Here is an 18,706-nt window from a genome sequence, read left to right on the forward strand (position 1 = left end):
GCGGGCCTCAAGGACCCCAAGCGCCCGTCCGGCTCGTTCATCTTCGCCGGCCCGTCCGGTGTGGGTAAGACCGAGCTGTCCAAGGCACTGGCGAACTTCCTGTTCGGCGACGACGACGCATTGATCCAGATCGACATGGGTGAGTTCCACGACCGGTTCACCGCGTCGAGGCTGTTCGGTGCGCCCCCCGGCTACGTGGGTTACGAGGAGGGCGGGCAGCTGACCGAGGAGGAGACCACTCGGCTGCTGCGCATGGAGGATGAGATCCACAAGCGGATCATCGGCCAGGAGGACGCCGTCAAGGCGGTGTCCAAGGCGATCCGCCGCACCCGTGCGGGCCTCAAGGACCCCAAGCGCCCGTCCGGCTCGTTCATCTTCGCCGGCCCGTCCGGTGTGGGTAAGACCGAGCTGTCCAAGGCGCTGGCCAACTTCCTGTTCGGTGACGACGACGCGCTCATCCAGATCGACATGGGCGAGTTCCACGACCGCTTCACCGCCTCGCGTCTGTTCGGCGCGCCTCCTGGCTATGTCGGCTACGAAGAGGGCGGTCAGCTCACCGAGAAGGTGCGGCGCAAGCCGGTCAGCGTCGTGTTGTTCGCCGAGATCGAGAAGGCTCACCAGGAGATCTACAACAGCCTGTTGCAGGTCCTGGAGGACGGCCGCCTCACCGATGGCCAGGGCCGCACGGTCGACTTCAAGAACACCGTGCTGATTTTCACGTCCAACCTGGGCACGTCGGATATCTCCAAGGCCGTCGGGCTCGGCTTCACCCAGGGCGGTGGCGACAACAACTACGAGCGGATGAAGCAGAAGGTCAACGACGAGCTGAAGAAGCACTTCCGGCCCGAGTTCCTCAACCGCATCGACGACATCATCGTCTTCCATCAGTTGACTCGCGAAGAGATCATCAAGATGGTCGACCTGATGATCGGCCGGGTGGAAAAGCAGCTCAAGGGCAAGGACATGGCCATGGACCTGACCGACAAGGCCAAGGCCCTGCTGGCCAAGCGCGGGTTCGACCCCGTGCTCGGTGCGCGGCCGCTGCGTCGCACCATCCAGCGCGAGATCGAGGACCAGCTCTCCGAGAAGATCCTCTTCGAGGAGGTCGGTCCCGGCCAGCTGGTGACGGTCGACGTCGACAACTGGGATGGCGAGGGCACCGGCGAGGATGCGAAGTTCACCTTCGTCGGGACGAAGAAGCCCGCCAAACCGGTCGAAGAGGCCGATCTGGCCAACGCCGGTGCGGCCGGTACGGCAACCACCACGGCCACCGAGTAATTAACGCGTAGGCGCAAAAGCCCCCGAATCAAAAAGATTCGGGGGCCTTTTGCTATGCCTGGGCCCGATTGCCGGGCGGTTGTTTAGGATGTGCGATGTAATCAGGCGGGCGAAGGAATCTGGTGTGAATCCAGAACGGTCGCGCCACTGTGACAGTCAGACCCGACGGCCGCCACCGACCTTGAAGACTGGGACGCGAGATCCCGGGAAAGGAATCCTTCATGACGTCTCCCGAGGCTCGCAAGAGCGCAGCGCCCGCGCTGGACATCTCGGCCGCCAAGGCGGCTGTGTGGCTGGCCGCGACCGCATTCCTGGCCTTGTTGGTGCTGTACTTCGTCGGCATGGACCAGGGTGCGACGTCGGTGGTCGGCAGCAATACCTATGTGCATGAGTTCACCCACGACGCTCGCCATCTGCTGGGCTTCCCCTGCCACTGATTCGCCCCGAAGCAGACGCCCAAATGGAAAAACGAATAATTGCGCGTGGCCTGTTGGCCGGCGCCGTTGCGAGCGTGGCGGCATTCGTCTTCGCCCGCACCTTCGTCGAACCCGTTATCGGCAGGGCTATCGCCTTCGAGGAGGCGCAAGAGGCCGGCCACGAGCACGGTGTCGAGCTGTTCACTCGCGGCGTGCAGGCCAACATCGGCATGGGATTCGGCGTGCTGGCATTCGGCGTCGCCATGGGGGCCTTGTTCGCGGTGGCGTACTGCGTCTCCTACGGCCGTCTCGGCACCCTGTCACCGCGACTGCTGTCCGTTCTGTTGGCGGCCGGAATGTTCCTGTCGCTGTACGTGGTTCCGTTCCTGAAGTATCCGGCGAATCCGCCCGCGGTCGGTCTCGACGAGACCATCCGACAGCGCACTCTGCTCTACCTGATGATGGTGGTGCTGTCGGCGGTGTTGCTCACCGCCGCGGTGTGGCTGGGCCGGCGCCTGGTGGAGCGGTTCGACGCCTGGAGCGCGACGCTGATCGCGGCTGCGGCCTATGTCGTCGCCGTCGCGATCGTCATGCTGGCACTGCCGACCATCGACGAGACACCGGGCGACTTTCCCGCTGACGTGCTCTACGACTTCCGGCTGCATTCGCTGGGCACTCAGTTCGTGCTGTGGGCGATCATCGCGGTGGTGTTCGGCTCGATGGCGCACCGACTGCTCGGGGAGCCTGAGCGTCAGGAGACGTTCAGCCCGGTATGAGTCCCCGAGGCGAGCCGTGAGTGAGACCGTCCGGCTGACACTTGTGTCGCACGCCATGACCGACGCGATGTCGGCCGGACGATTCCCCACCGACGAACCGCTGAACTCTGTCGGCCACCGGCAGGTCGATGCATCGATCGAACTCGGCGTCACCGACAGCGCGTTCTGCGGGCCTGAGAAGCGAACCAGGCAAACCGCGGAACTCCTTGGCTTGCAGGCGATCATCGACCAGCGGCTGGCCGATCTGGACTGCGGCCGATGGCGCGGCGATGTGCTGGGCGGGGTACTGCCGGCGGAACTCGCCATCTGGCTGACCGATCCGGGCAGGGCGCCGCACGGCGGCGAATCCGTCGTCGATCTGGTCAACCGGGTGCGCGACTGGATGGATACGCTGACCACCCGTCGCAGCCGGTTGGTCGCCGTCACACATCCCGCGGTCGTTCGCGCCGCGATCCTGGTGGCGCTCGATGCACCCGCGAAGTCGTTCTGGCGCATCGACATCGCACCCGTCAGCAGGACGGTCATGCACTTCCGCGGTCACGCATGGAACCTGCGTTCCACGTTGTGACTACGCGGCGGGCACCAGGTCGAACGTCTGGTGCACGATCGAGAGCAGCCACGCGGCTGCGGTCTGACTGCGGAACTTCGGCCAGTTCAATTGGAAGCTGACCACGTACGGTTGCCCGGCGCGGTCGACGGCGTACCAGCTGAATGTCAGGTCGCCGGGTAGGTTCCCGCCCTTGGCGCCGATATACGGCCACTTCGCGCGATCCAGGTCGATGCCCGGAATCGCCGACAGGATGTTCTTCACCGGAGCGGCGGGCCCGACGGCTGACGCCTGCAGCGCCGCGTGCACACGGCAGATATCGGCCGCAGAGGCGTACCACTCGGCGCCGATGTCCGATGCGGGCGTGTGGGTCCGTTCCGGGTCAGGGTCATAAGGCCGCGAATTGGTCTCTGCGAACACTCGTGCCCGCCCCACCGAAGACGACGAGACCTGCTGCCACCGGTCGCGGAGATTCGGCCTGCCCCAACCGACCGAGAACAGTTCGTGCGTCGTAGGGAACGGCGTCATGCTCGCCGGATCGTGATGTCCCGCGGTGACCAGCGCACGTTCGACGGCACCGGGGCCCACGCGATTGATCAGCAGGTCGGTTGCCATGTTGTCGCTGGCCGAGATCATCTGCTGGGCGGCGGTCCGCACCGACACCGTCGTACCGTTCGGTATCTTGTCGAGACCCGCCGCGCCGACGAGTTTGCCTTCCCTGGTCACCGTCAGCTGGTCGTCCCAGCTGACGGTCCCGGCCTTGACTGCCTCCGAAACCGCAAGCAGCACATACAGTTTGAAGATCGACGCCAGCGGCAGCGAGAGGTCGGTGTTGGTTCCCGCGACCAGGGAGCACTTGCCGTCGTCGACCTTCGACACCTGATAGGAGTACTTCGCCCCGGTCTTGGAGATCTCGGCGTCGATGTCTTTCCACGACTTGATGACCGGCGGCACCAGCGACACATCGAACCGGTCGACCAGCCCGGCGTCGTTGGTACGCAGTTCGATGGTCTGCGATACCTGGTAGGACGTCAGCACGTGTAGCGTCGCGTGTCCGGCGCCGACCTCCAGACCGGTCAGCGTGAACGGGCGGTCCCACCAGATCTTGTCCATCGTGACGCCGACATCGTCCATGATCTTCGGGGCGGCCAGGGTCCGAATTCCGTTGGGTCCGATCGGCCAGTCCGAATTGAGCATGTCCATGATCTGCTTGGCACGCAGACCCTGCGGCGTATTGGTGTCGATGTGGATGCTCTGCGCGGCACCGGCAGGCCCGGCCGGTCCGGCGTCCGCGCACCCGCAAGCCAGGGCGACGACCACTGTGACGACGACCGACATCGAGGTCGCCCAGCGGCGCGTCCTGCTCGCGTCAGGCCTCGGCGTCGGTCCCCGCAACGTCCAGTACAACCTCGAACTCCAGAAGCGAAGCGCCGGTGGCGACGGGATTGGCGCGTTGGCCGGCGTGCGCCTCGACGGCAGGACCCGTCGCCCACGCCTGAAACGCCTCTTCGGACTCCCACTGCGTCACGACGAAGTAGCGATCTTCACCCTTGACCGGGCGCAGCAGCTGGAAGCCGAGGAAACCGGGCTGGTTGTCGACCGCGTGTGCGCGGTGCGCGAACCGCTTCTCCAGTTCCGGACCGGCGTCGGGCGGGACCTCGATTGCGTTGATCTTCACCACGGGCATGCGGCCAAGGCTACCGCCTGCCTGTTGGCCGCCCGACGCACCTAGGGTTCCAGTTATGACGCGGGGCCGCCTCGATGCATTCTTCGAACTGACCGCGCGTGGCTCGACGCTGACGGCGGAGATACGAGGTGGCGTCGTCACGTTCATCGCGATGGCCTACATCGTCGTGCTGAACCCGATCATCCTGTCCGACGCCCACGACGTCGACGGCCATACTCTGAACTTCGCGCAGGTCTCGGCCGCGACATCCCTTGCCGCGGGTGTCATGACGGTCCTGTTCGGTCTGATCGCCCGGCTCCCGTTCGCGTTCGCGGCGGGGTTGGGTATCAACTCCTTCCTCGCGACGACCGTTGTCGGGTCGCTCACCTGGCCCGAGGCGATGGGCCTGGTGGTCATCAACGGCATCATCATCGTGGTGCTGGCGGCGACGGGCCTGCGCACGTTGATCTTCGATGCGGTGCCCATGCAGCTCAAGCTCGCGATCACGGCGGGTATCGGCGCCTTCATCCTGTTCATCGGGTTGGTCGACGCGGGCTTCATCGGATCGACCGGGTTGCCGTCGCCGCCGGTGGGCCTCGGCGCCAGTGGCGCCGGTTCGATCAGCACGGTTCCGACGCTGGTATTCGTTTTCACGTTGCTGCTCACCTGCATCCTGGTCGTCCAGCACGTGCGCGGCGCCATCTTCATCGGGCTGGTGGCAGGCACCGTGCTCGCGGTCGTCATCGAGGCCATCTGGCATCTCGGGTCGTCGGTGGACCATCCAGGTGGCTGGAGTCTCTCGGTGCCGACCCTGTCGGGCTCGCCGTTCGCCATGCCGGACCTCTCGCTGGTCGGCGCCTTCAGCCTGGACAGTTTCGGCCGAATCGGCGTGCTGGCCGCAGTCATGCTCGTGTTCACGTTGGTCTTCGCGAACTTCTTCGACGCGATGGGCACCTTCACCGGGCTTTCGCGCGAGGTGAACGTCGCCGACGACCGCGGCACGTTCCCGCGACTGCGCTCCGCGCTGATCGTCGAGGGCGTAGGTGCGGTCGTCGGCGGGGTCACATCGTCGTCGTCCAACACGGTCTTCCTCGAGTCGGCGGCGGGCATTCAGGAAGGTGCGCGCACGGGATTGGCGAACCTCGTCACGGGCCTGCTGTTCTTCGCGGCCATGTTCGTGACGCCGCTGGCGTCGATCGTGCCGACGGAGGTCGCAGCGGCGGCGCTGGTCGTCGTCGGCGTGATGATGTTCTCGCACCTTCGTGACGTCGACCTCTCGGAGTTCTCCGTTGCGGTGCCGGTCGTGTTGACCGTCGCGGTCATGCCGCTGTCCTTCTCCATCGCCAACGGCATCGGAATCGGCTTCATCGCATGGGTGGTCGTGCAATCGGCGGCAGGCAAGTTCCGTGACGTCAGCCCGCTGTTGTGGATCGCCGCCACAGGGTTTTTGGTCTACTTCGCGCGCGCCTGGATCGAATCGCTGATCGGCATGTGACCGTGGACGGCGACCTTCTCACTCGCCGAGGCGGTTACGGCGACCCGCTGGTGCTCGTGCACGGCCTGATGGGGCGCGGCAGCACATGGACGCGCCAATTGCCGTGGCTGGCCGAGCACGGTGAGGTCTACACCTACGACGCGCCGTGGCACCGCGGCCGCGACGTCGCCGATCCGCACCCGATCAGCACGGAACGATTCGTCGACGACCTCGGCGACGCGGTGGCCACACTGAACCGGCCCGCCACCCTGATCGGCCACTCGATGGGCGCCCTGCACTCCTGGTGCTTGGCGGCTTCGAGACCCGACCTGGTGAACGCCCTCATCGTCGAGGACATGGCGCCGGACTTCCGCGGCCGCACCACCGGCCCGTGGGAGCCGTGGCTGCAGGCTCTGCCCGTCGAATTCGAGTCGAGCCAACAGGTTTACGACGAATTCGGACCCGTCGCCGGACGGTACTTTCTGGAGGCGTTCGACCGCACCGCAACCGGGTGGCGGCTGCACGGCCACACCAAGATCTGGATCGACATCGCCGCGCAGTGGGGGACCCGTGACTACTGGGTTCAGTGGCGCAACGCGCGGGTGCCCGCACTTCTCATCGAGGCGGGCAACTCCGTCACGCCGCCTGGGCAGATGCGTGAAATGAGCGAAACCGGCCACCGGGCAACGTATTTACACGTGTCCGGCGCCGGTCATCTCGTCCACGACGAACAGCCGCAGGTCTATCGAGATGCGGTGCAGTCATTCCTAGCGACGCTCGCCGGTCGCGCCTGAAGACGGCCAGGAGGGCTGCTTCTCGAAGCGTGTGCGCACGGCGTCGACGTCGTGCGCGATGCGGAACCCGTCGCGGTCGTCCTCGAACAGCCTTCCGACCATCGGAGCGGACCACCGGAACTGGTCGAACCGGATGCGAAGTGAGTCGGTGCGGTGTGCGGCCCAGCTCAGCCACGCGGCCACCGCGAACGGTGCGATCAGAATGAGGAACGTCAGTGCCGTAGTCATGGCAGTAATGCTCCATGGGGAAATATCCCGCCAACAGTGGCAGCAGTGACAGCGTACGTTAAGATACTGCCATGGCCATTGAGAAGGTGTGCGCGCTGGTGCTCGACCGCCTTGCGGTATTCGAGTTCGGCGTGATCTGCGAGGTCTTCGGAATCGACCGCTCCGCCGAAGGTGTCCCGAACTTCGACTTCAAGGTGTGCGGGCCGGAGCCGGGCAAGCCGATCCCGACGTCGGTCGGCGCCACCCTCACCCCGGACCACGGGTTGGACGACCTCATCGGGGCCGACCTCGTCGCGATCCCGGCGATCGGCGGATCCGACTATCGGCCCGAGGCGCTGCAGGCCGTCAAGGCCGCTGCCGACGCGGGCGCGATCATCCTGACCGTGTGCTCGGGTGCCTTCGTTGCCGGCGAGGCTGGGCTGCTCGACGGGCGGCCGTGCACCACGCACTGGATGCACGCCGACGACCTGGCTCGCCGGTTCCCGACCGCCCGGGTGGACCGCAACGTGCTCTTCGTCGACGACGGCAACCTGATCACCAGTGCAGGGACGGCGGCGGGCATCGATGCGTGCCTGCACCTTGTCCGTCGCGAACTGGGCAGCGAGATCACCAACAAGATCGCGCGCCGGATGGTCGTCCCGCCGCAGCGCGACGGTGGCCAGCGTCAGTACATCGACCAGCCGATTCCGGTCCGATGTTCGGAACGATTTGCACCGCAACTGGATTGGATTCTGGGCAACCTCGACAAGCCACACACCGTCGCCACCCTGGCCAGGCGCGCGAACATGTCGGCGCGCACCTTCGCGCGGCGCTTCGTCGACGAGACAGGCACGACTCCGATGCAGTGGGTGACCGACCAACGTGTGCTCTACGCCAGGCGATTGCTCGAAGAGAGCGACATGGACATCGACCAGATCGCCGACCGCTCGGGCTTCGGTACCGCAACGCTGTTGCGTCACCACTTTCGCCGGATCATCGGCGTGACACCCTCGGACTACCGACGCAGCTTCGCCTGCAACATGGACGGAGATCGAGCTCAGACGGCCTAGCCGAATCAGGTTCCGGTCACGGCGTATACGCGCCACCGGCCGGGCACGCCTTTGAGGTCGTGTTCGCCGCGCTCGGCGAACAGCCGTCGTGATCCTGTGACGATCTCGCGTACGGTCGAGGAGACAAGCACTTCACTGGGACCAGCGAGCGCGCCGACCCGCGCACCGATGTGCACCGCCATTCCGGCGATGTCGGCACCACGCACTTCGACCTCCCCGGCGTGTACCCCGGCCCTGATCTCGATACCGAGAGGGCGAACGGCCTCGACGATCGCCTCGGCGCAGTCGATCGCCACGCTGGGGCTGGGGAATGTCGCGACGAACCCGTCGCCCGCAGTGTTGACTTCGCGGCCGGAGAACCGCCGGAGCTGCTGACGGACGATGCGGTCGTGGTTGTCCAGCAGGTCGTGCCACCGCATGTCGCCGAGTCCCGCTGCGCGCTGAGTCGATCCCACGATATCGGTGAAAACTATTGTGGTGAGCACTCGTTCGGTTACGACACTACCGCGGGCGCCCGTGACGAACTCCTCGATCTCATCGAGAATGGCGGCGGCATCGCCTGTCCAGTGCAGCGTGTCGGCGCCGGGCAACTCCAGGTAGCGCGAGCCCACGATGCGCTCCGCGATATAGCGGGCGTGCTCGACGGGGATCATCACCGCGTCTTTGCGATGCAGGACGAGCGTCGGTGCAGTGATTCTAGCGAGTGCATAGCGCAGGTCGGCGCGGCCGATCACTTCGACGGCTGCGCGCGCCTCGCTCGGCGATTGCGCCCGGTTTCCGGCGACATCCCACCACCGGCGGAAGTTCTCGTCGTCGGCGACACTCGGCGCGAAAGCTCGCAAAACGTCGAACCCCTGGTCGACCGCATCGGGATCCAATGCGACAGTTCCCCATTGCTCACCGGCGCTTACTTTCGCACCGATCGGGTAGTCGGGTGCCCAAATCGCGCGCGCAGCGCCGTTCACGATCACTAGGTTGCGGACCCGCGCGGGGTAGTCGGCCGCCAATACCAGCGCGGTCATAGCGGACCAGCCCGAACCGAATATGGTGGCCTGATCGCTGCCAGCGGCATCCATCACCGCGATAGCGTCCTCGGCCCAGAACTCAGGCCCGATGATCTCGGGTGATGAGGTCCGCGACGACGCGCCCATTCCCCGCTGATCGAACCGGATCAATCGGGCGAACGACGCCAGGCGACGATGGAAGCGATAGAGGGCAGGCTCAGCGTCAATCGAATCGAACGCGACGAATGGCCCTGGGGGCACCACGAGATCCACTGGGCCGTCACCGAGAACCTGGTATGCGATGTCCAGTTCGCCGCACTTGGCGTAGCGGGTTCGCGGAGCCTGCACCACAGGTTAAGGCTACGTGGAAGAATCGGCATGTGGCGGGCAATTCTGCTGCGGCCTATGCGCGTTCGGCGTTGGATGGCGTCCGGGACGACCCGACGGCGCGGTTCACCCTGATGCGCGGGCTCTACGAGGTGCCACGCGAAGTCGACCGCGGGTATCTCCCGTATCGGCGCGCGGCAACCGCGTTCATGAATTGGCAAATGCGACGGGGACTTCTAAACCCATCGAGCGACAGGCGGCCCGGCAGCCCGTGGTGGCGGGCTGTGAACGAAGGGTTGTTACGCGACACCGCCGAGGCCCGCGCGCTGGCGTTCGGCTACGCCGGCGAGCCCAGCCGAGACGCGGTGGCCGCACACCTCGACTTCATCCACCAACCCACCGCGCGCAACTGGTACCGCGCGCACAACGCCAGCATCGCAGCGGGCTACCTGGACCACGAGGCGCTCGCCGCCGAGGAGGGCAGGGTGGAGCGCTTCTTCCTCAACGTGGTTCTCGTGCGGGTGCTGTTCGCACACGCGCTGGTGGCCGCACCCCGGCTCGCACTGGGCCGCCTCGCGCCGGTGGGTCGCCCGGTGGGGGATCCCCGGGTCGGCATGACCGGCATCTTCCTTTCGCTGTCGCGGGTGCTACCCGACACCTATCCGCTCGGCGACGACGTCGACACCTACGTGGCGGTCGAGCACGGGTTCGGCCACATGCTGGACATCGGCATCATCCAGCCGAGGTTCACCCGTCTCTACGACTGGTCCGCGGAAGTTCTTGCGCTGCCAGGGCTTCGAGATTTGGTGGACGGGAGCACGCCGACCTACGCGTGGGATTCGAAACACGACGCCGATGTGTGGGACTTCAAGCCGTCGAGACTCGCGCGGCTGGCCCGGCGGGTCGCGCCCGTGTCCTAGTCGCCTTCGCCGGCAAGCGCGAAACGACCGTCGGCGGTCTGCTCGACCAGGCCGTCGACGAGCAGCGAGTCCAGGGCCCGGTCGCGCTGCCCCGTGTCGGACAGCCACGCGACGTCGAGTTGGGCGCGGGAGACGGGAAAGTCGTTGGTACGCAGAACATCCAGCAGGCGTCCGCGCGCCTGCCGGTCGGTGCCCGCATAACGCTGAACCCGGCGCGCGGGTGCCGTCGCGGCCGGATAGCCTGCCGACCGCCACGCGCACACGCTCAACGGGCAGATGCCGCAGCGCGGTGACCGTGCCGTGCACACCGTGGCGCCGAGTTCCATCAGCGCCACCGAAAACCGCGGTGCATCATCGTTGTTCGGCAGAAGCACGTCGACATCTGCGAGGTCGCGTGATGGTGACGCCGCGGAGTCGGCGCGGCCGTGTACGGCGCGTGCCACCACCCGCCGAACATTCGTGTCGACGACCGGCACCCGCCGGCGATAGGCGAAGCACGCGATTGCACGCGCGGTATATGCACCGATTCCCGGCAGCGACAACAGCGTTTCGACGTCCGAGGGCACCGCGTCGTGATGCTCGGTCGCGATCACCACCGCACACTCGTGCAGGCGCTTCGCCCGCCGCGGGTAGCCGAGCTTGCCCCATGCCCGCAGCACGTCTGCCGCGCTCGCCGCAGCCGTGGCCGACGGCGTGGGCCAGCGCGCCACCCAGGCCAGCCAGATCGGCTCGACCCGGGCGACCGGTGTCTGCTGCAGCATGAACTCGCTCACCAGCACCTGCCACGGCGTCACGCCGGCCCGCCGCCACGGCAGGTCGCGCTGCTCGCGCCCGTACCACGACAGAAGCTCGGCCGCGTCGATCAGCAAGTCGCGCTCCGGCACAATGTCGGTCATGCCCAACACGAACCCGGTAACCGCTTGGAAAGCACTCAAGGAGGGTAACGAGCGATTCGTCGCGGGAAAGCCCGCGCATCCGAGCCAGAGCATCGAGCATCGAGCGGCACTCGCGGAGGGCCAGCAGCCGGCGGCGGTGCTCTTCGGCTGTGCCGACAGCCGGGTCGCCGCCGAGATCATCTTCGACCAGGGGCTCGGCGACATGTTCGTGGTGCGGACCGCAGGTCATGTCATCGACTCCGCGGTACTGGGCTCGATCGAGTACGCGGTCACCGTGTTGAACGTTCCGCTCATCGTGGTGCTCGGTCACGACAGCTGCGGCGCCGTGAAGGCGACGATGGCCGCGCTCGACGAGGGCGTGGTGCCCGGCGGCTACGTGCGTGACGTGGTGGAACGGGTGACGCCGTCCATCCTCGTCGGCCGGCGTGAGGGCTTGACCGGCGCCGACGAGTTCGAGGCGAGGCATGTCACCGAGACGGCGGCCCAACTGCGGGCGCGGTCGACGGCGATCGCCGAACGCCTCGGTGCCGGCACGTTGGCGATCGCCTGCCTCACCTACCGCCTCGCCGACGGCCGGGCGGTGTTGCGGGACCATCTGGGCGACATCGGCGAAGGCTGAGCCGGCGCTCATCGCAGCGGTCCGCTCTTCCCGCAAGCGCTCATCGCAGCGGTCCGCTCTTCCCGCAAGCGCTCATCGCAAGCGGGGGTACCCCCACATCGCCGACACGCCGAGCGACCTCGGACGATTGTGCGTGACCTGGCCTTACCGTGAGTCTGTGCTGGATCTAGAGCCGCATGGCCCACTACCCACCCAGATCTATTGGCGCCGCAGGGCCCTTGCGATTGGCATTGCGGTCCTGGTCGTCGGGGTCATCGCCGCGGTGGTGGTGATGATCGTCATGAACACGGGCGGCGAGACGAAGAGCGCCGACAAGCCCGTCCCGGCTCCTGCTGTCGCGCCGACCCCGCTGCCGGGGGAGAACCCCGAGGTCAAGACGCCCGTCGTCCCGCCGGCCGTTAATGCACCGGCGCCAACGCCGACCCCGACCGCCGCCGTCACCCCGCCGCCGGTGCTGAAGGAGGGCGACGACTGCCCGGACAGCACGCTGGCCGTCAAGGGCATCACCAGCCAGCCGGAATACGTCGTGGGCGATCAGCCGAAGTTCACGATGGTCGTCACCAACATCGGGTTGGTGGCCTGCAAGCGAGACGTCGGCGCCGCGGTGCTCGCGGCCTATGTCTACGCCCTGGACAACACCCGGCTGTGGTCGAACCTCGATTGCGCCCCGTCCAACGAGACGCTGGTGAAGACCTTCAACCCAGGTGAACAGGTGACGACCGAGGTGACCTGGACGGGCATGGGCTCGGGGCCCGGCTGCCCGCTGCCGCGTCAGCCGATCGGACCCGGCACGTACAACCTGATCGTCCAGCTCGGCAATCTGCGGTCTGCGTCCATGCCGTTCATCCTGGCCCAGCCCGCGCCGCAGGCAGAGGCGACGGCACCGGCGGATGGTGCTCCTGCGCCCCAGCAGGCGCCCGCGCCGGCCGGCTAGGCCAGCCGGTCGGCGATCGTCGACTCGGCAAGCTGCGACAAACCCTCGCGGATGTGGCGCGCCCACATCGAGCCGATGCCGTCGACGGACTGCAGATCGTTCGCGCTGGCGGCGAGCAGTCCCTGCAGCGACCCGAAGGACCGCACCAGCAGATCGACGTGAGCGAACTGCAGACGCGGGATTCCCGCCATGGCCCGGTAGCCGCGCGAGCTCATCGCCGAGTCCTGTGCTTCCGCCGTTGACGGGTAGCCGAAAACCCTTGCCAGCGTTGTAAAGTCGAGCAGCTCGGTATCCGAAAGCCCGTCGAGTTCCTCGAGCGTCGCGGTCACCTGTGATGCGGTCGGCGGGTCCGGGTTGGCATGGTAGTCGCGCACGATCAGCTCGCGGGCGTTGTCGTTGTCGCCGACCAGCTCCTCCAGCTGAAGTTTCAGTTGGCGGCCGTCGGTGCCGAGTTCGACGACATCGGAATCGATTTCGAGGCTGATCCTGCGGACCATCTCCAGTCGCTGCACCACCGTCATCACGTCGCGCAGCGTGACGAAGTCCTCGATCTCGGCCGTCGACAGCTGTCTGCTCACCTCGTCCAGCCGCGACTTGTACCGCTCCAGCGTGTCGATGGTCTGGTTGGCCCGTGACAAGATCGTCGCCGAGTCGGGCACCACGTGCCGCTCGCCGGCCACGTACACCGTCACGATGCTCATCGAATGGCTCACCGAGATAACGGGATACCCCGTCTGGATTGCAGTGCGCTCGGCGGATCGATGCCGGGTGCCGGACTCGTCGGTCGGAATCGACGGGTCGGGCACCAGCTGGACGTTGGCCCGCAGGATCCTGGTGCCGTCGCTGGAGAGCACCACGGCGCCGTCCATCTTCGACAGCTCGCGCAGCCGGGTCGGTGCGTACGCGACGTCCAGCGCGAAGCCGCCGTCGCAGATCGACTCGACGCTGTCGTCGTAACCGAGCAGGATCAGTGCGCCGGTGCGGCCGCGCAGGATGCGTTCCAGGCCGTCGCGCAGCGCAGTTCCCGGCGCGAGCCTGCCGATTGTTTCCCGCAGGGTCGGGCGCGCCAGCTGCACCACGTTTCGGCGTCTTTCCTTCACGGCCATGGCCCCTCCTCGGGGCGGCCGCCCTTCACCGCGATCTCCGTCAGCACCTTCATTGCAGCGGTGATGTTGTCGGCCGCAATCGCCTTTAAGCCTATCGGCACCGTTTTCACACCGGGCGGAACCACCGCGCAGGTGAAGCCGAGCCTGGCGGCTTCGGTGAGGCGCCGCTCCATGCCGCTGACCCGGCGCAGGTCGCCCGCCAGACCGACTTCGCCGATCGCGATGGCCGTCGCCGGCATGGGCAGATCCGCATAGGCCGAAGCGATCGCCAATGCCACCGCGAGGTCCGCCGACGGCTCCGTCAGCCGCATCCCGCCCACCGTCGACAGGTAGATGTCGCATTGCGCCACCCTCAGCCGGGCCCGCTTCTCCAACACCGCCGCGATCATCGCCGCGCGCGCCGAGTCGATGCCGCTGACCGCGCGGCGCGGAGACGACGTGGTCGGTGCCGCGATCAGGGCCTGCACCTCGCCGATGAGCGGGCGCTTGCCGTCGAGCGACACCGTCACCGCGGTGCCCGAAACGGGCGCCGGACGCTGGTCGAGGAAGAGGCCCGACGGATCGGCGACACACTCGATTCCGTTGTCGTGCAACATGAAACAGCCGACCTCATCGGCCGCGCCGAAACGGTTCTTTACCCCACGCACCATACGAAGCGACGACGTTCTGTCGCCCTCGAAGTGCAGCACGACATCGACGAGGTGCTCCAGCGATCGCGGACCGGCGATCGCACCGTCCTTGGTGACGTGACCGACAAGGATGATCGCGATTCCGGTGGTCTTCGCGGTCATCGTGAGCGCCGTCGTCACCGCTCGCACCTGGGTGACGCCGCCGGTCACGCCGTCGGCCTCGGTGGTCGACATGGTCTGCACCGAATCGACCACCACCAGCGTCGGTTTGACCTCGTTGATATGGCCCAGCGCCGTCTGCAGATCGGACTCAGCGGCCAGGTAGACCTCGTCGTGGTGGCAGCCGGTGCGTTCGGCGCGCATCCGGATCTGGCCTGCGGACTCCTCGCCCGAGAGGTACAGCGCCCGCCGCCCGGCTTCGGCCCAGCGATGGGCCACCTCCAGCAACAGCGTCGACTTGCCTACGCCGGGGTCGCCCGCCAGCAGGGTGACCGAACCGGGGACGATGCCGCCGCCGAGCACGCGGTCGAGTTCGCTGACCCCGGTGTGACAGTGCCTGGTGGCACCGGGATCGATGGAGCTGATCGGCACGGCGGGCGTCGTCGGCGCCACCGCCCGTCTTGTCGGCGAACCGTTCACGGTGGCGAGCACGGCCACTTCGTCGACCGTTCCCCAGGTGCCGCAGTCAGGGCAGCGCCCGACCCACTTTGCGGTGATGTGGTGGCACTCGGAACACCGGTACTGCGAACGCGCCTTGGCCACGATGTGACGGTATCCGCCAGCTGTGACAGATCAAGGCAGATCCTTAGTGGTGACCGCCCGTGTCGCCGCCCTCTTCGTTGGGCGTGTTGCCGGCCTGGTCGCGGCGCCCCGCCTCGCCCGCCGAGATCGGCACCGCGACGGTGATCTGGCCCGCCTTTTCGAAGGTGAAGGTGAAGTTATAGGTCAGGCCGTTTGTGATCGGTTTGTTGATGGTGACCGTGGCCTTCGCGGTACCGGCGGTCTCCGCCTGCTCCAGGGCTGCGACCTGACCGTCGGGTTCACCGACGACCAGAACGCCCCCCGGTGGGAGCGAAGTGTCGCCGGACAGCGTCACCGTGCCTGCGTCGGACGTGATCGATGTCAGCTTGTCCGGGCGGTCCGGCGATTCGTTGGACGCCACGAACAGCAACTCCACTTCGCTGCCCGGCTGCACGTAGTCACCGCTCTGCGGGGCCCGTATGTGCACGTTTCGGAGCGAAATACTGCCGACCGTTGCTGCGGTGCCGTTGACCGCCGCCTGCTGGCTCGCGGTCTGGGAGACCTGCCCGGCACTGCAGCCGGAAAGAGCGGCGACAGCCAGCCCACACGCCGCCAGGGCGACGGTGACTGCGGAACGGCGGGACGTGAAGCGGTTCACCCAGAAGCCTCCTGCTCGACCGGCGACGCGCCGGTGACATGGGTCGCCAGTGACGAGGACCTGTTCGACTATGCACAGTAGTAGGTGGTGGTTGGCGGCGGTAGCGGAGGTGTCGAGGTCCCCGACCGGGTTTGCCGCGAAACATCCACAGGCACGTGAGAGGGGTCGCGTTAGGGTCGCTGACCAGCCAGTGCCTTGCACGTATTCGTCACCGTGTCAACCCCCGCTCTTCACCTGCGGGGCCCCTGACCTGCACCGTTGTGCGACGCGTGTCCGGGCCCCGTGTTAGTATGGAGTATCGAAAGGGGCTCGAAACAGATGATTTTCAAGGTCGGAGACACCGTTGTGTATCCACACCACGGTGCTGCGTTGATCGAGGCGATCGAAACCCGGACCATCAAAGGCGAACAGAAAGAATATCTCGTCTTGAAGGTTGCCCAGGGAGACCTCACGGTCCGAGTCCCAGCCGAGAATGCCGAATATGTCGGCGTCCGCGACGTGGTCGGGCAGGAGGGCCTCGACAAGGTGTTCCAGGTGCTTCGCGCCCCCCATACCGAGGAGCCGACCAACTGGTCGCGCCGCTACAAGGCAAACCTCGAGAAGCTGGCTTCCGGCGATGTGAACAAGGTTGCCGAGGTCGTTCGCGACCTGTGGCGCCGTGATCAGGAGCGCGGCCTGTCCGCAGGCGAGAAGCGGATGCTGGCCAAGGCCCGGCAGATCCTGGTCGGCGAACTGGCGCTCGCCGAGAACACCGACGACGCCAAGGCCGAGATCATTCTCGACGAGGTTCTGGCCGCCGCGTCCTGACGGATGAGCACGGTCGCCGTCGTCCCGGCCGCAGGATCCGGGGAGCGGTTGGGCGCGGGTGCGCCGAAGGCCTTCGTCAACCTGGGCGGTCGCCCGATGTTGGAGTACGTCCTCAGCGGCCTGCGTGACTCGGGCGTCGTGGACAGCGTGGTCGTCGCCGTTCCGCCCAATCGCACCGACGAGGCCAAGCTGGTGTTCGGCGCCGACGCCGTCATCGTCGCGGGCGGGTCGGATCGCACGGAGTCCGTTCGGCTCGCTCTCGCCGCGGTGGGTGACGCGGAGTTCGTCCTGGTGCACGACGCGGCGAGGCCGCTCACACCGCCGTCGGTGATCGTGCGGGTGGTACACGCCCTTCAGTCCGGTCATGTCGCGGTGATCCCCGCGCTGCCGGTCAGCGACACCATCAAGGCGGTCGACGCGAACGGCGTCGTGCTGAGTACCCCTGAACGGTCTGGGCTGCGTGCCGTGCAGACCCCCCAGGGTTGTCAGACCGAGCTGCTTCGCCGCGCCTACGACCGGGCCGCGGGCCTCTTCACCGACGACGCCTCGGTGGTCGAGGCGACCGGCACACCGGTTCAGGTGGTCGACGGCGACCCCTTGGCCTTCAAGATCACCACGCCGACCGATCTTCTGCTCGCGCAAACGCTGCTGGGACAGCCAGTATGACGCCGAGGGTCGGCATCGGCACCGACGTACACCGGATCGAGGCAGGCAGGCCCTGCTGGCTGCTGGGCCTGCTTTTCGACGGCGCCGACGGCTGCGCCGGGCACTCCGACGGCGACGTCGCGGCGCATGCGCTGTGCGACGCGCTGCTGAGCGCTGCCGGGCTCGGCGACATCGGCGAGGTGTTCGGCACCGACGACTCTCGCTGGGCCGGTGTCAGCGGTGCAGACATGCTGCGGCATGTGCACGGCCTGGTACGCGGCGAGGGCTACCGGGTGGGAAACGCGGCTGTGCAGGTGATCGGCAATCGACCCAAGGTCGGGCCGAGGCGCGCCGAGGCGCAACGGGTGCTTTCCGGGCTGTTGGACGCCCCGGTATCGGTGTCGGCGACGACCACCGACGGCCTGGGGTTGATGGGTCGCGGCGAAGGATTGGCCGCCATCGCGACCGCTTTGGTGGTCGGCGCCGAATAGGCCGGTAAGCTGGCCCGTCGTGACCGGACCGCGCACGCGAGGAGCGCATGAGCCGCTGCGGCTATACGACACGATGACGGGCGCCGTCCGTGACTTCGTGCCGGTGCGTGCCGGCCATGTCTCGATCTACCTGTGCGGTGCCACCGTGCAGGGTCTGCCGCACATCGGTCACGTTCGCAGCGGAGTGGCCTTCGACGTGCTGCGCCGCTGGCTGATGGCCAAGGGTTTCGACGTCGCGTTCATTCGCAACGTCACCGACATCGACGACAAGATCCTCAACAAGGCCGCCGATGCCGGACGCCCGTGGTGGGAGTGGGCCGCCACCTTCGAGCGGGCCTTCTCGTCCGCCTACGACGCGCTGGGGGTCCTTCCGCCGTCGGCCGAGCCGCGCGCCACCGGGCACATCACGCAGATGGTCGAGCTGATCGAGCGCATGATCGAGCGCGGGCACGCCTATACGGGTGACGGCGATGTCTACTTCGACGTGGCGTCGCTGCCCGATTACGGAAAGCTCTCGGGACACCGCATCGACGACGTCCACCAGGGCGAGGGCGTGGCCACCGGTAAGCGCGACCAACGCGACTTCACCGTGTGGAAGGGCGCCAAGCCGGGAGAGCCGTCCTGGCCGACGCCGTGGGGCCGCGGTCGTCCGGGCTGGCACACCGAATGCGTCGCCATGTGTGAGTCCTACCTCGGTGCCG

General features: G+C 67.0%; 22 protein-coding genes. 14 read left to right on the top strand and 8 right to left on the bottom strand.

Annotation, left to right across the window (positions count from 1 at the left end; genetic code table 11):
- The 4 genes from QOC76_RS04635 to QOC76_RS04650 all read left to right on the top strand — a co-directional run.
- Window positions 1-1,278 (top strand): AAA family ATPase (locus tag QOC76_RS04635; protein ID WP_526354675.1); only part of this gene is annotated, 1,278 nt, incomplete at its 5' end.
- A gap of 221 nt (window positions 1,279-1,499) precedes the next feature.
- On the top strand, window positions 1,500-1,715 hold the full coding sequence (locus QOC76_RS04640; RefSeq protein ID WP_526354677.1) for a CbtB domain-containing protein: 216 nt from the start codon (window positions 1,500-1,502) through the stop codon (window positions 1,713-1,715).
- Between the two features lie 23 nt (window positions 1,716-1,738).
- Window positions 1,739-2,470 carry a CbtA family protein gene (locus tag QOC76_RS04645; protein WP_526354679.1) on the top strand — a complete coding sequence of 244 codons (732 nt, stop codon included), beginning with the start codon at window positions 1,739-1,741 and terminating at the stop codon, window positions 2,468-2,470.
- Between the two features lie 16 nt (window positions 2,471-2,486).
- Window positions 2,487-3,038: a histidine phosphatase family protein gene (locus QOC76_RS04650; protein ID WP_526354681.1), complete on the top strand. Its 552-nt coding sequence runs from the start codon at window positions 2,487-2,489 to the stop codon at window positions 3,036-3,038.
- Here QOC76_RS04650 and QOC76_RS04655 read toward each other — a convergent pair whose 3' ends face one another.
- Complete coding sequence (locus QOC76_RS04655) at window positions 3,039-4,355, bottom strand: serine hydrolase (RefSeq protein WP_526354683.1); 1,317 nt, start codon at window positions 4,353-4,355, stop codon at window positions 3,039-3,041. It abuts the gene before it with no gap.
- Between the two features lie 31 nt (window positions 4,356-4,386).
- Window positions 4,387-4,704, bottom strand: coding sequence for a mycobilin-forming heme oxygenase MhuD (mhuD, locus tag QOC76_RS04660; RefSeq protein ID WP_526354685.1), 318 nt, complete (start codon window positions 4,702-4,704; stop codon window positions 4,387-4,389).
- A gap of 55 nt (window positions 4,705-4,759) precedes the next feature.
- Between mhuD and QOC76_RS04665 the strand changes: the two genes are divergently transcribed.
- On the top strand, window positions 4,760-6,178 hold the full coding sequence (locus tag QOC76_RS04665) for an NCS2 family permease (protein WP_526354687.1): 1,419 nt from the start codon (window positions 4,760-4,762) through the stop codon (window positions 6,176-6,178).
- A gap of 2 nt (window positions 6,179-6,180) precedes the next feature.
- On the top strand, window positions 6,181-6,951 hold the full coding sequence (locus tag QOC76_RS04670; RefSeq protein ID WP_526354713.1) for an alpha/beta fold hydrolase: 771 nt from the start codon (window positions 6,181-6,183) through the stop codon (window positions 6,949-6,951).
- On the opposite strand, the gene QOC76_RS04675 is transcribed toward QOC76_RS04670, so the two are convergent.
- The gene (locus tag QOC76_RS04675) at window positions 6,925-7,179 is read right to left on the bottom strand and encodes a hypothetical protein (RefSeq protein WP_526354689.1); all 255 of its coding nucleotides are present in this window, start codon (window positions 7,177-7,179) and stop codon (window positions 6,925-6,927) included. The genes QOC76_RS04670 and QOC76_RS04675 overlap by 27 nt on opposite strands.
- 71 nt (window positions 7,180-7,250) lie before the next feature.
- Here QOC76_RS04675 and QOC76_RS04680 point away from each other — a divergent pair, with 71 nt between their 5' ends.
- A complete protein-coding gene (locus QOC76_RS04680; RefSeq protein WP_526354691.1) occupies window positions 7,251-8,228 on the top strand; it encodes a GlxA family transcriptional regulator in 978 nt (325 codons plus the stop codon).
- Between the two features lie 5 nt (window positions 8,229-8,233).
- Here QOC76_RS04680 and QOC76_RS04685 read toward each other — a convergent pair whose 3' ends face one another.
- Window positions 8,234-9,583 carry an adenylate/guanylate cyclase domain-containing protein gene (locus QOC76_RS04685; RefSeq protein WP_526354693.1) on the bottom strand — a complete coding sequence of 450 codons (1,350 nt, stop codon included), beginning with the start codon at window positions 9,581-9,583 and terminating at the stop codon, window positions 8,234-8,236.
- A gap of 29 nt (window positions 9,584-9,612) precedes the next feature.
- Between QOC76_RS04685 and QOC76_RS04690 the strand changes: the two genes are divergently transcribed.
- On the top strand, window positions 9,613-10,479 hold the full coding sequence (locus QOC76_RS04690) for a hypothetical protein (RefSeq protein WP_526354695.1): 867 nt from the start codon (window positions 9,613-9,615) through the stop codon (window positions 10,477-10,479).
- Here QOC76_RS04690 and QOC76_RS04695 read toward each other — a convergent pair.
- On the bottom strand, window positions 10,476-11,375 hold the full coding sequence (locus tag QOC76_RS04695) for an iron-sulfur binding domain-containing protein (protein ID WP_526354697.1): 900 nt from the start codon (window positions 11,373-11,375) through the stop codon (window positions 10,476-10,478). The two genes, QOC76_RS04690 and QOC76_RS04695, sit on opposite strands and share 4 nt — an antisense overlap.
- Between QOC76_RS04695 and QOC76_RS04700 the strand changes: the two genes are divergently transcribed.
- Window positions 11,374-11,994, top strand: coding sequence for a carbonic anhydrase (locus tag QOC76_RS04700; protein WP_526354699.1), 621 nt, complete (start codon window positions 11,374-11,376; stop codon window positions 11,992-11,994). The two genes, QOC76_RS04695 and QOC76_RS04700, sit on opposite strands and share 2 nt — an antisense overlap.
- A gap of 157 nt (window positions 11,995-12,151) precedes the next feature.
- Entirely contained in the window at window positions 12,152-12,928 is a 777-nt protein-coding gene (locus tag QOC76_RS04705) for a hypothetical protein (RefSeq protein ID WP_526354701.1), read from the top strand.
- Here the strand turns inward: QOC76_RS04705 and disA are convergent.
- Genes disA through QOC76_RS04720 form a run of 3 tightly spaced genes read right to left on the bottom strand, consistent with a single transcriptional unit; the run spans window position 12,925 to window position 16,062 of the window.
- Window positions 12,925-14,034 carry a DNA integrity scanning diadenylate cyclase DisA gene (gene disA, locus QOC76_RS04710; protein ID WP_526354703.1) on the bottom strand — a complete coding sequence of 370 codons (1,110 nt, stop codon included), beginning with the start codon at window positions 14,032-14,034 and terminating at the stop codon, window positions 12,925-12,927. The genes QOC76_RS04705 and disA overlap by 4 nt on opposite strands.
- Window positions 14,025-15,425, bottom strand: a complete 1,401-nt coding sequence (gene radA, locus QOC76_RS04715; RefSeq protein WP_526354705.1) for a DNA repair protein RadA — start codon at window positions 15,423-15,425, stop codon at window positions 14,025-14,027. Before radA ends, disA begins: the two co-directional genes overlap by 10 nt.
- Before the next feature lie 43 nt (window positions 15,426-15,468).
- Window positions 15,469-16,062, bottom strand: a complete 594-nt coding sequence (locus tag QOC76_RS04720) for a copper chaperone PCu(A)C domain-containing protein (protein WP_526354707.1) — start codon at window positions 16,060-16,062, stop codon at window positions 15,469-15,471.
- Between the two features lie 318 nt (window positions 16,063-16,380).
- Between QOC76_RS04720 and carD the strand changes: the two genes are divergently transcribed.
- The 4 genes from carD to QOC76_RS04740 all read left to right on the top strand — a co-directional run.
- Window positions 16,381-16,869: an RNA polymerase-binding transcription factor CarD gene (gene carD / locus QOC76_RS04725; protein WP_108052422.1), complete on the top strand. Its 489-nt coding sequence runs from the start codon at window positions 16,381-16,383 to the stop codon at window positions 16,867-16,869.
- A 3-nt stretch (window positions 16,870-16,872) separates the two neighbouring features.
- Entirely contained in the window at window positions 16,873-17,535 is a 663-nt protein-coding gene (ispD, locus tag QOC76_RS04730; RefSeq protein ID WP_526354709.1) for a 2-C-methyl-D-erythritol 4-phosphate cytidylyltransferase, read from the top strand.
- Window positions 17,532-18,005 (top strand): 2-C-methyl-D-erythritol 2,4-cyclodiphosphate synthase, encoded by a 474-nt coding sequence (gene ispF, locus QOC76_RS04735; RefSeq protein WP_526354711.1) that lies wholly within the window; start codon window positions 17,532-17,534, stop codon window positions 18,003-18,005. Before ispD ends, ispF begins: the two co-directional genes overlap by 4 nt.
- Window positions 18,006-18,078: 73 nt before the next feature.
- Window positions 18,079-18,706, top strand: a 628-nt coding sequence (locus QOC76_RS04740; protein ID WP_526354715.1) for a class I tRNA ligase family protein, incomplete at its 3' end; no start/stop codon positions are given.

Origin of the sequence: Mycobacterium sp., assembly GCF_032159565.1 — a bacterium.
Lineage (GTDB): Bacteria > Actinomycetota > Actinomycetes > Mycobacteriales > Mycobacteriaceae > Mycobacterium.

Bases quoted from the DNA above. Each gene is read 5' to 3' on its own strand.
- QOC76_RS04640 (WP_526354677.1), top strand. From the start codon at position 1,500: ATGACGTCTCCCGAGGCTCGCAAGAGCGCAGCGCCCGCGCTGGACATC.
- QOC76_RS04645 (WP_526354679.1), top strand. From the start codon at position 1,739: ATGGAAAAACGAATAATTGCGCGTGGCCTGTTGGCCGGCGCCGTTGCG.
- QOC76_RS04655 (WP_526354683.1), bottom strand. From the start codon at position 4,355: ATGTCGGTCGTCGTCACAGTGGTCGTCGCCCTGGCTTGCGGGTGCGCG.
- mhuD (WP_526354685.1), bottom strand. From the start codon at position 4,704: ATGCCCGTGGTGAAGATCAACGCAATCGAGGTCCCGCCCGACGCCGGT.
- QOC76_RS04665 (WP_526354687.1), top strand. From the start codon at position 4,760: ATGACGCGGGGCCGCCTCGATGCATTCTTCGAACTGACCGCGCGTGGC.
- QOC76_RS04675 (WP_526354689.1), bottom strand. From the start codon at position 7,179: ATGACTACGGCACTGACGTTCCTCATTCTGATCGCACCGTTCGCGGTG.
- QOC76_RS04680 (WP_526354691.1), top strand. From the start codon at position 7,251: ATGGCCATTGAGAAGGTGTGCGCGCTGGTGCTCGACCGCCTTGCGGTA.
- QOC76_RS04700 (WP_526354699.1), top strand. From the start codon at position 11,374: ATGCCCAACACGAACCCGGTAACCGCTTGGAAAGCACTCAAGGAGGGT.
- QOC76_RS04695 (WP_526354697.1), bottom strand. From the start codon at position 11,375: ATGACCGACATTGTGCCGGAGCGCGACTTGCTGATCGACGCGGCCGAG.
- disA (WP_526354703.1), bottom strand. From the start codon at position 14,034: ATGGCCGTGAAGGAAAGACGCCGAAACGTGGTGCAGCTGGCGCGCCCG.
- carD (WP_108052422.1), top strand. From the start codon at position 16,381: ATGATTTTCAAGGTCGGAGACACCGTTGTGTATCCACACCACGGTGCT.
- ispD (WP_526354709.1), top strand. From the start codon at position 16,873: ATGAGCACGGTCGCCGTCGTCCCGGCCGCAGGATCCGGGGAGCGGTTG.
- ispF (WP_526354711.1), top strand. From the start codon at position 17,532: ATGACGCCGAGGGTCGGCATCGGCACCGACGTACACCGGATCGAGGCA.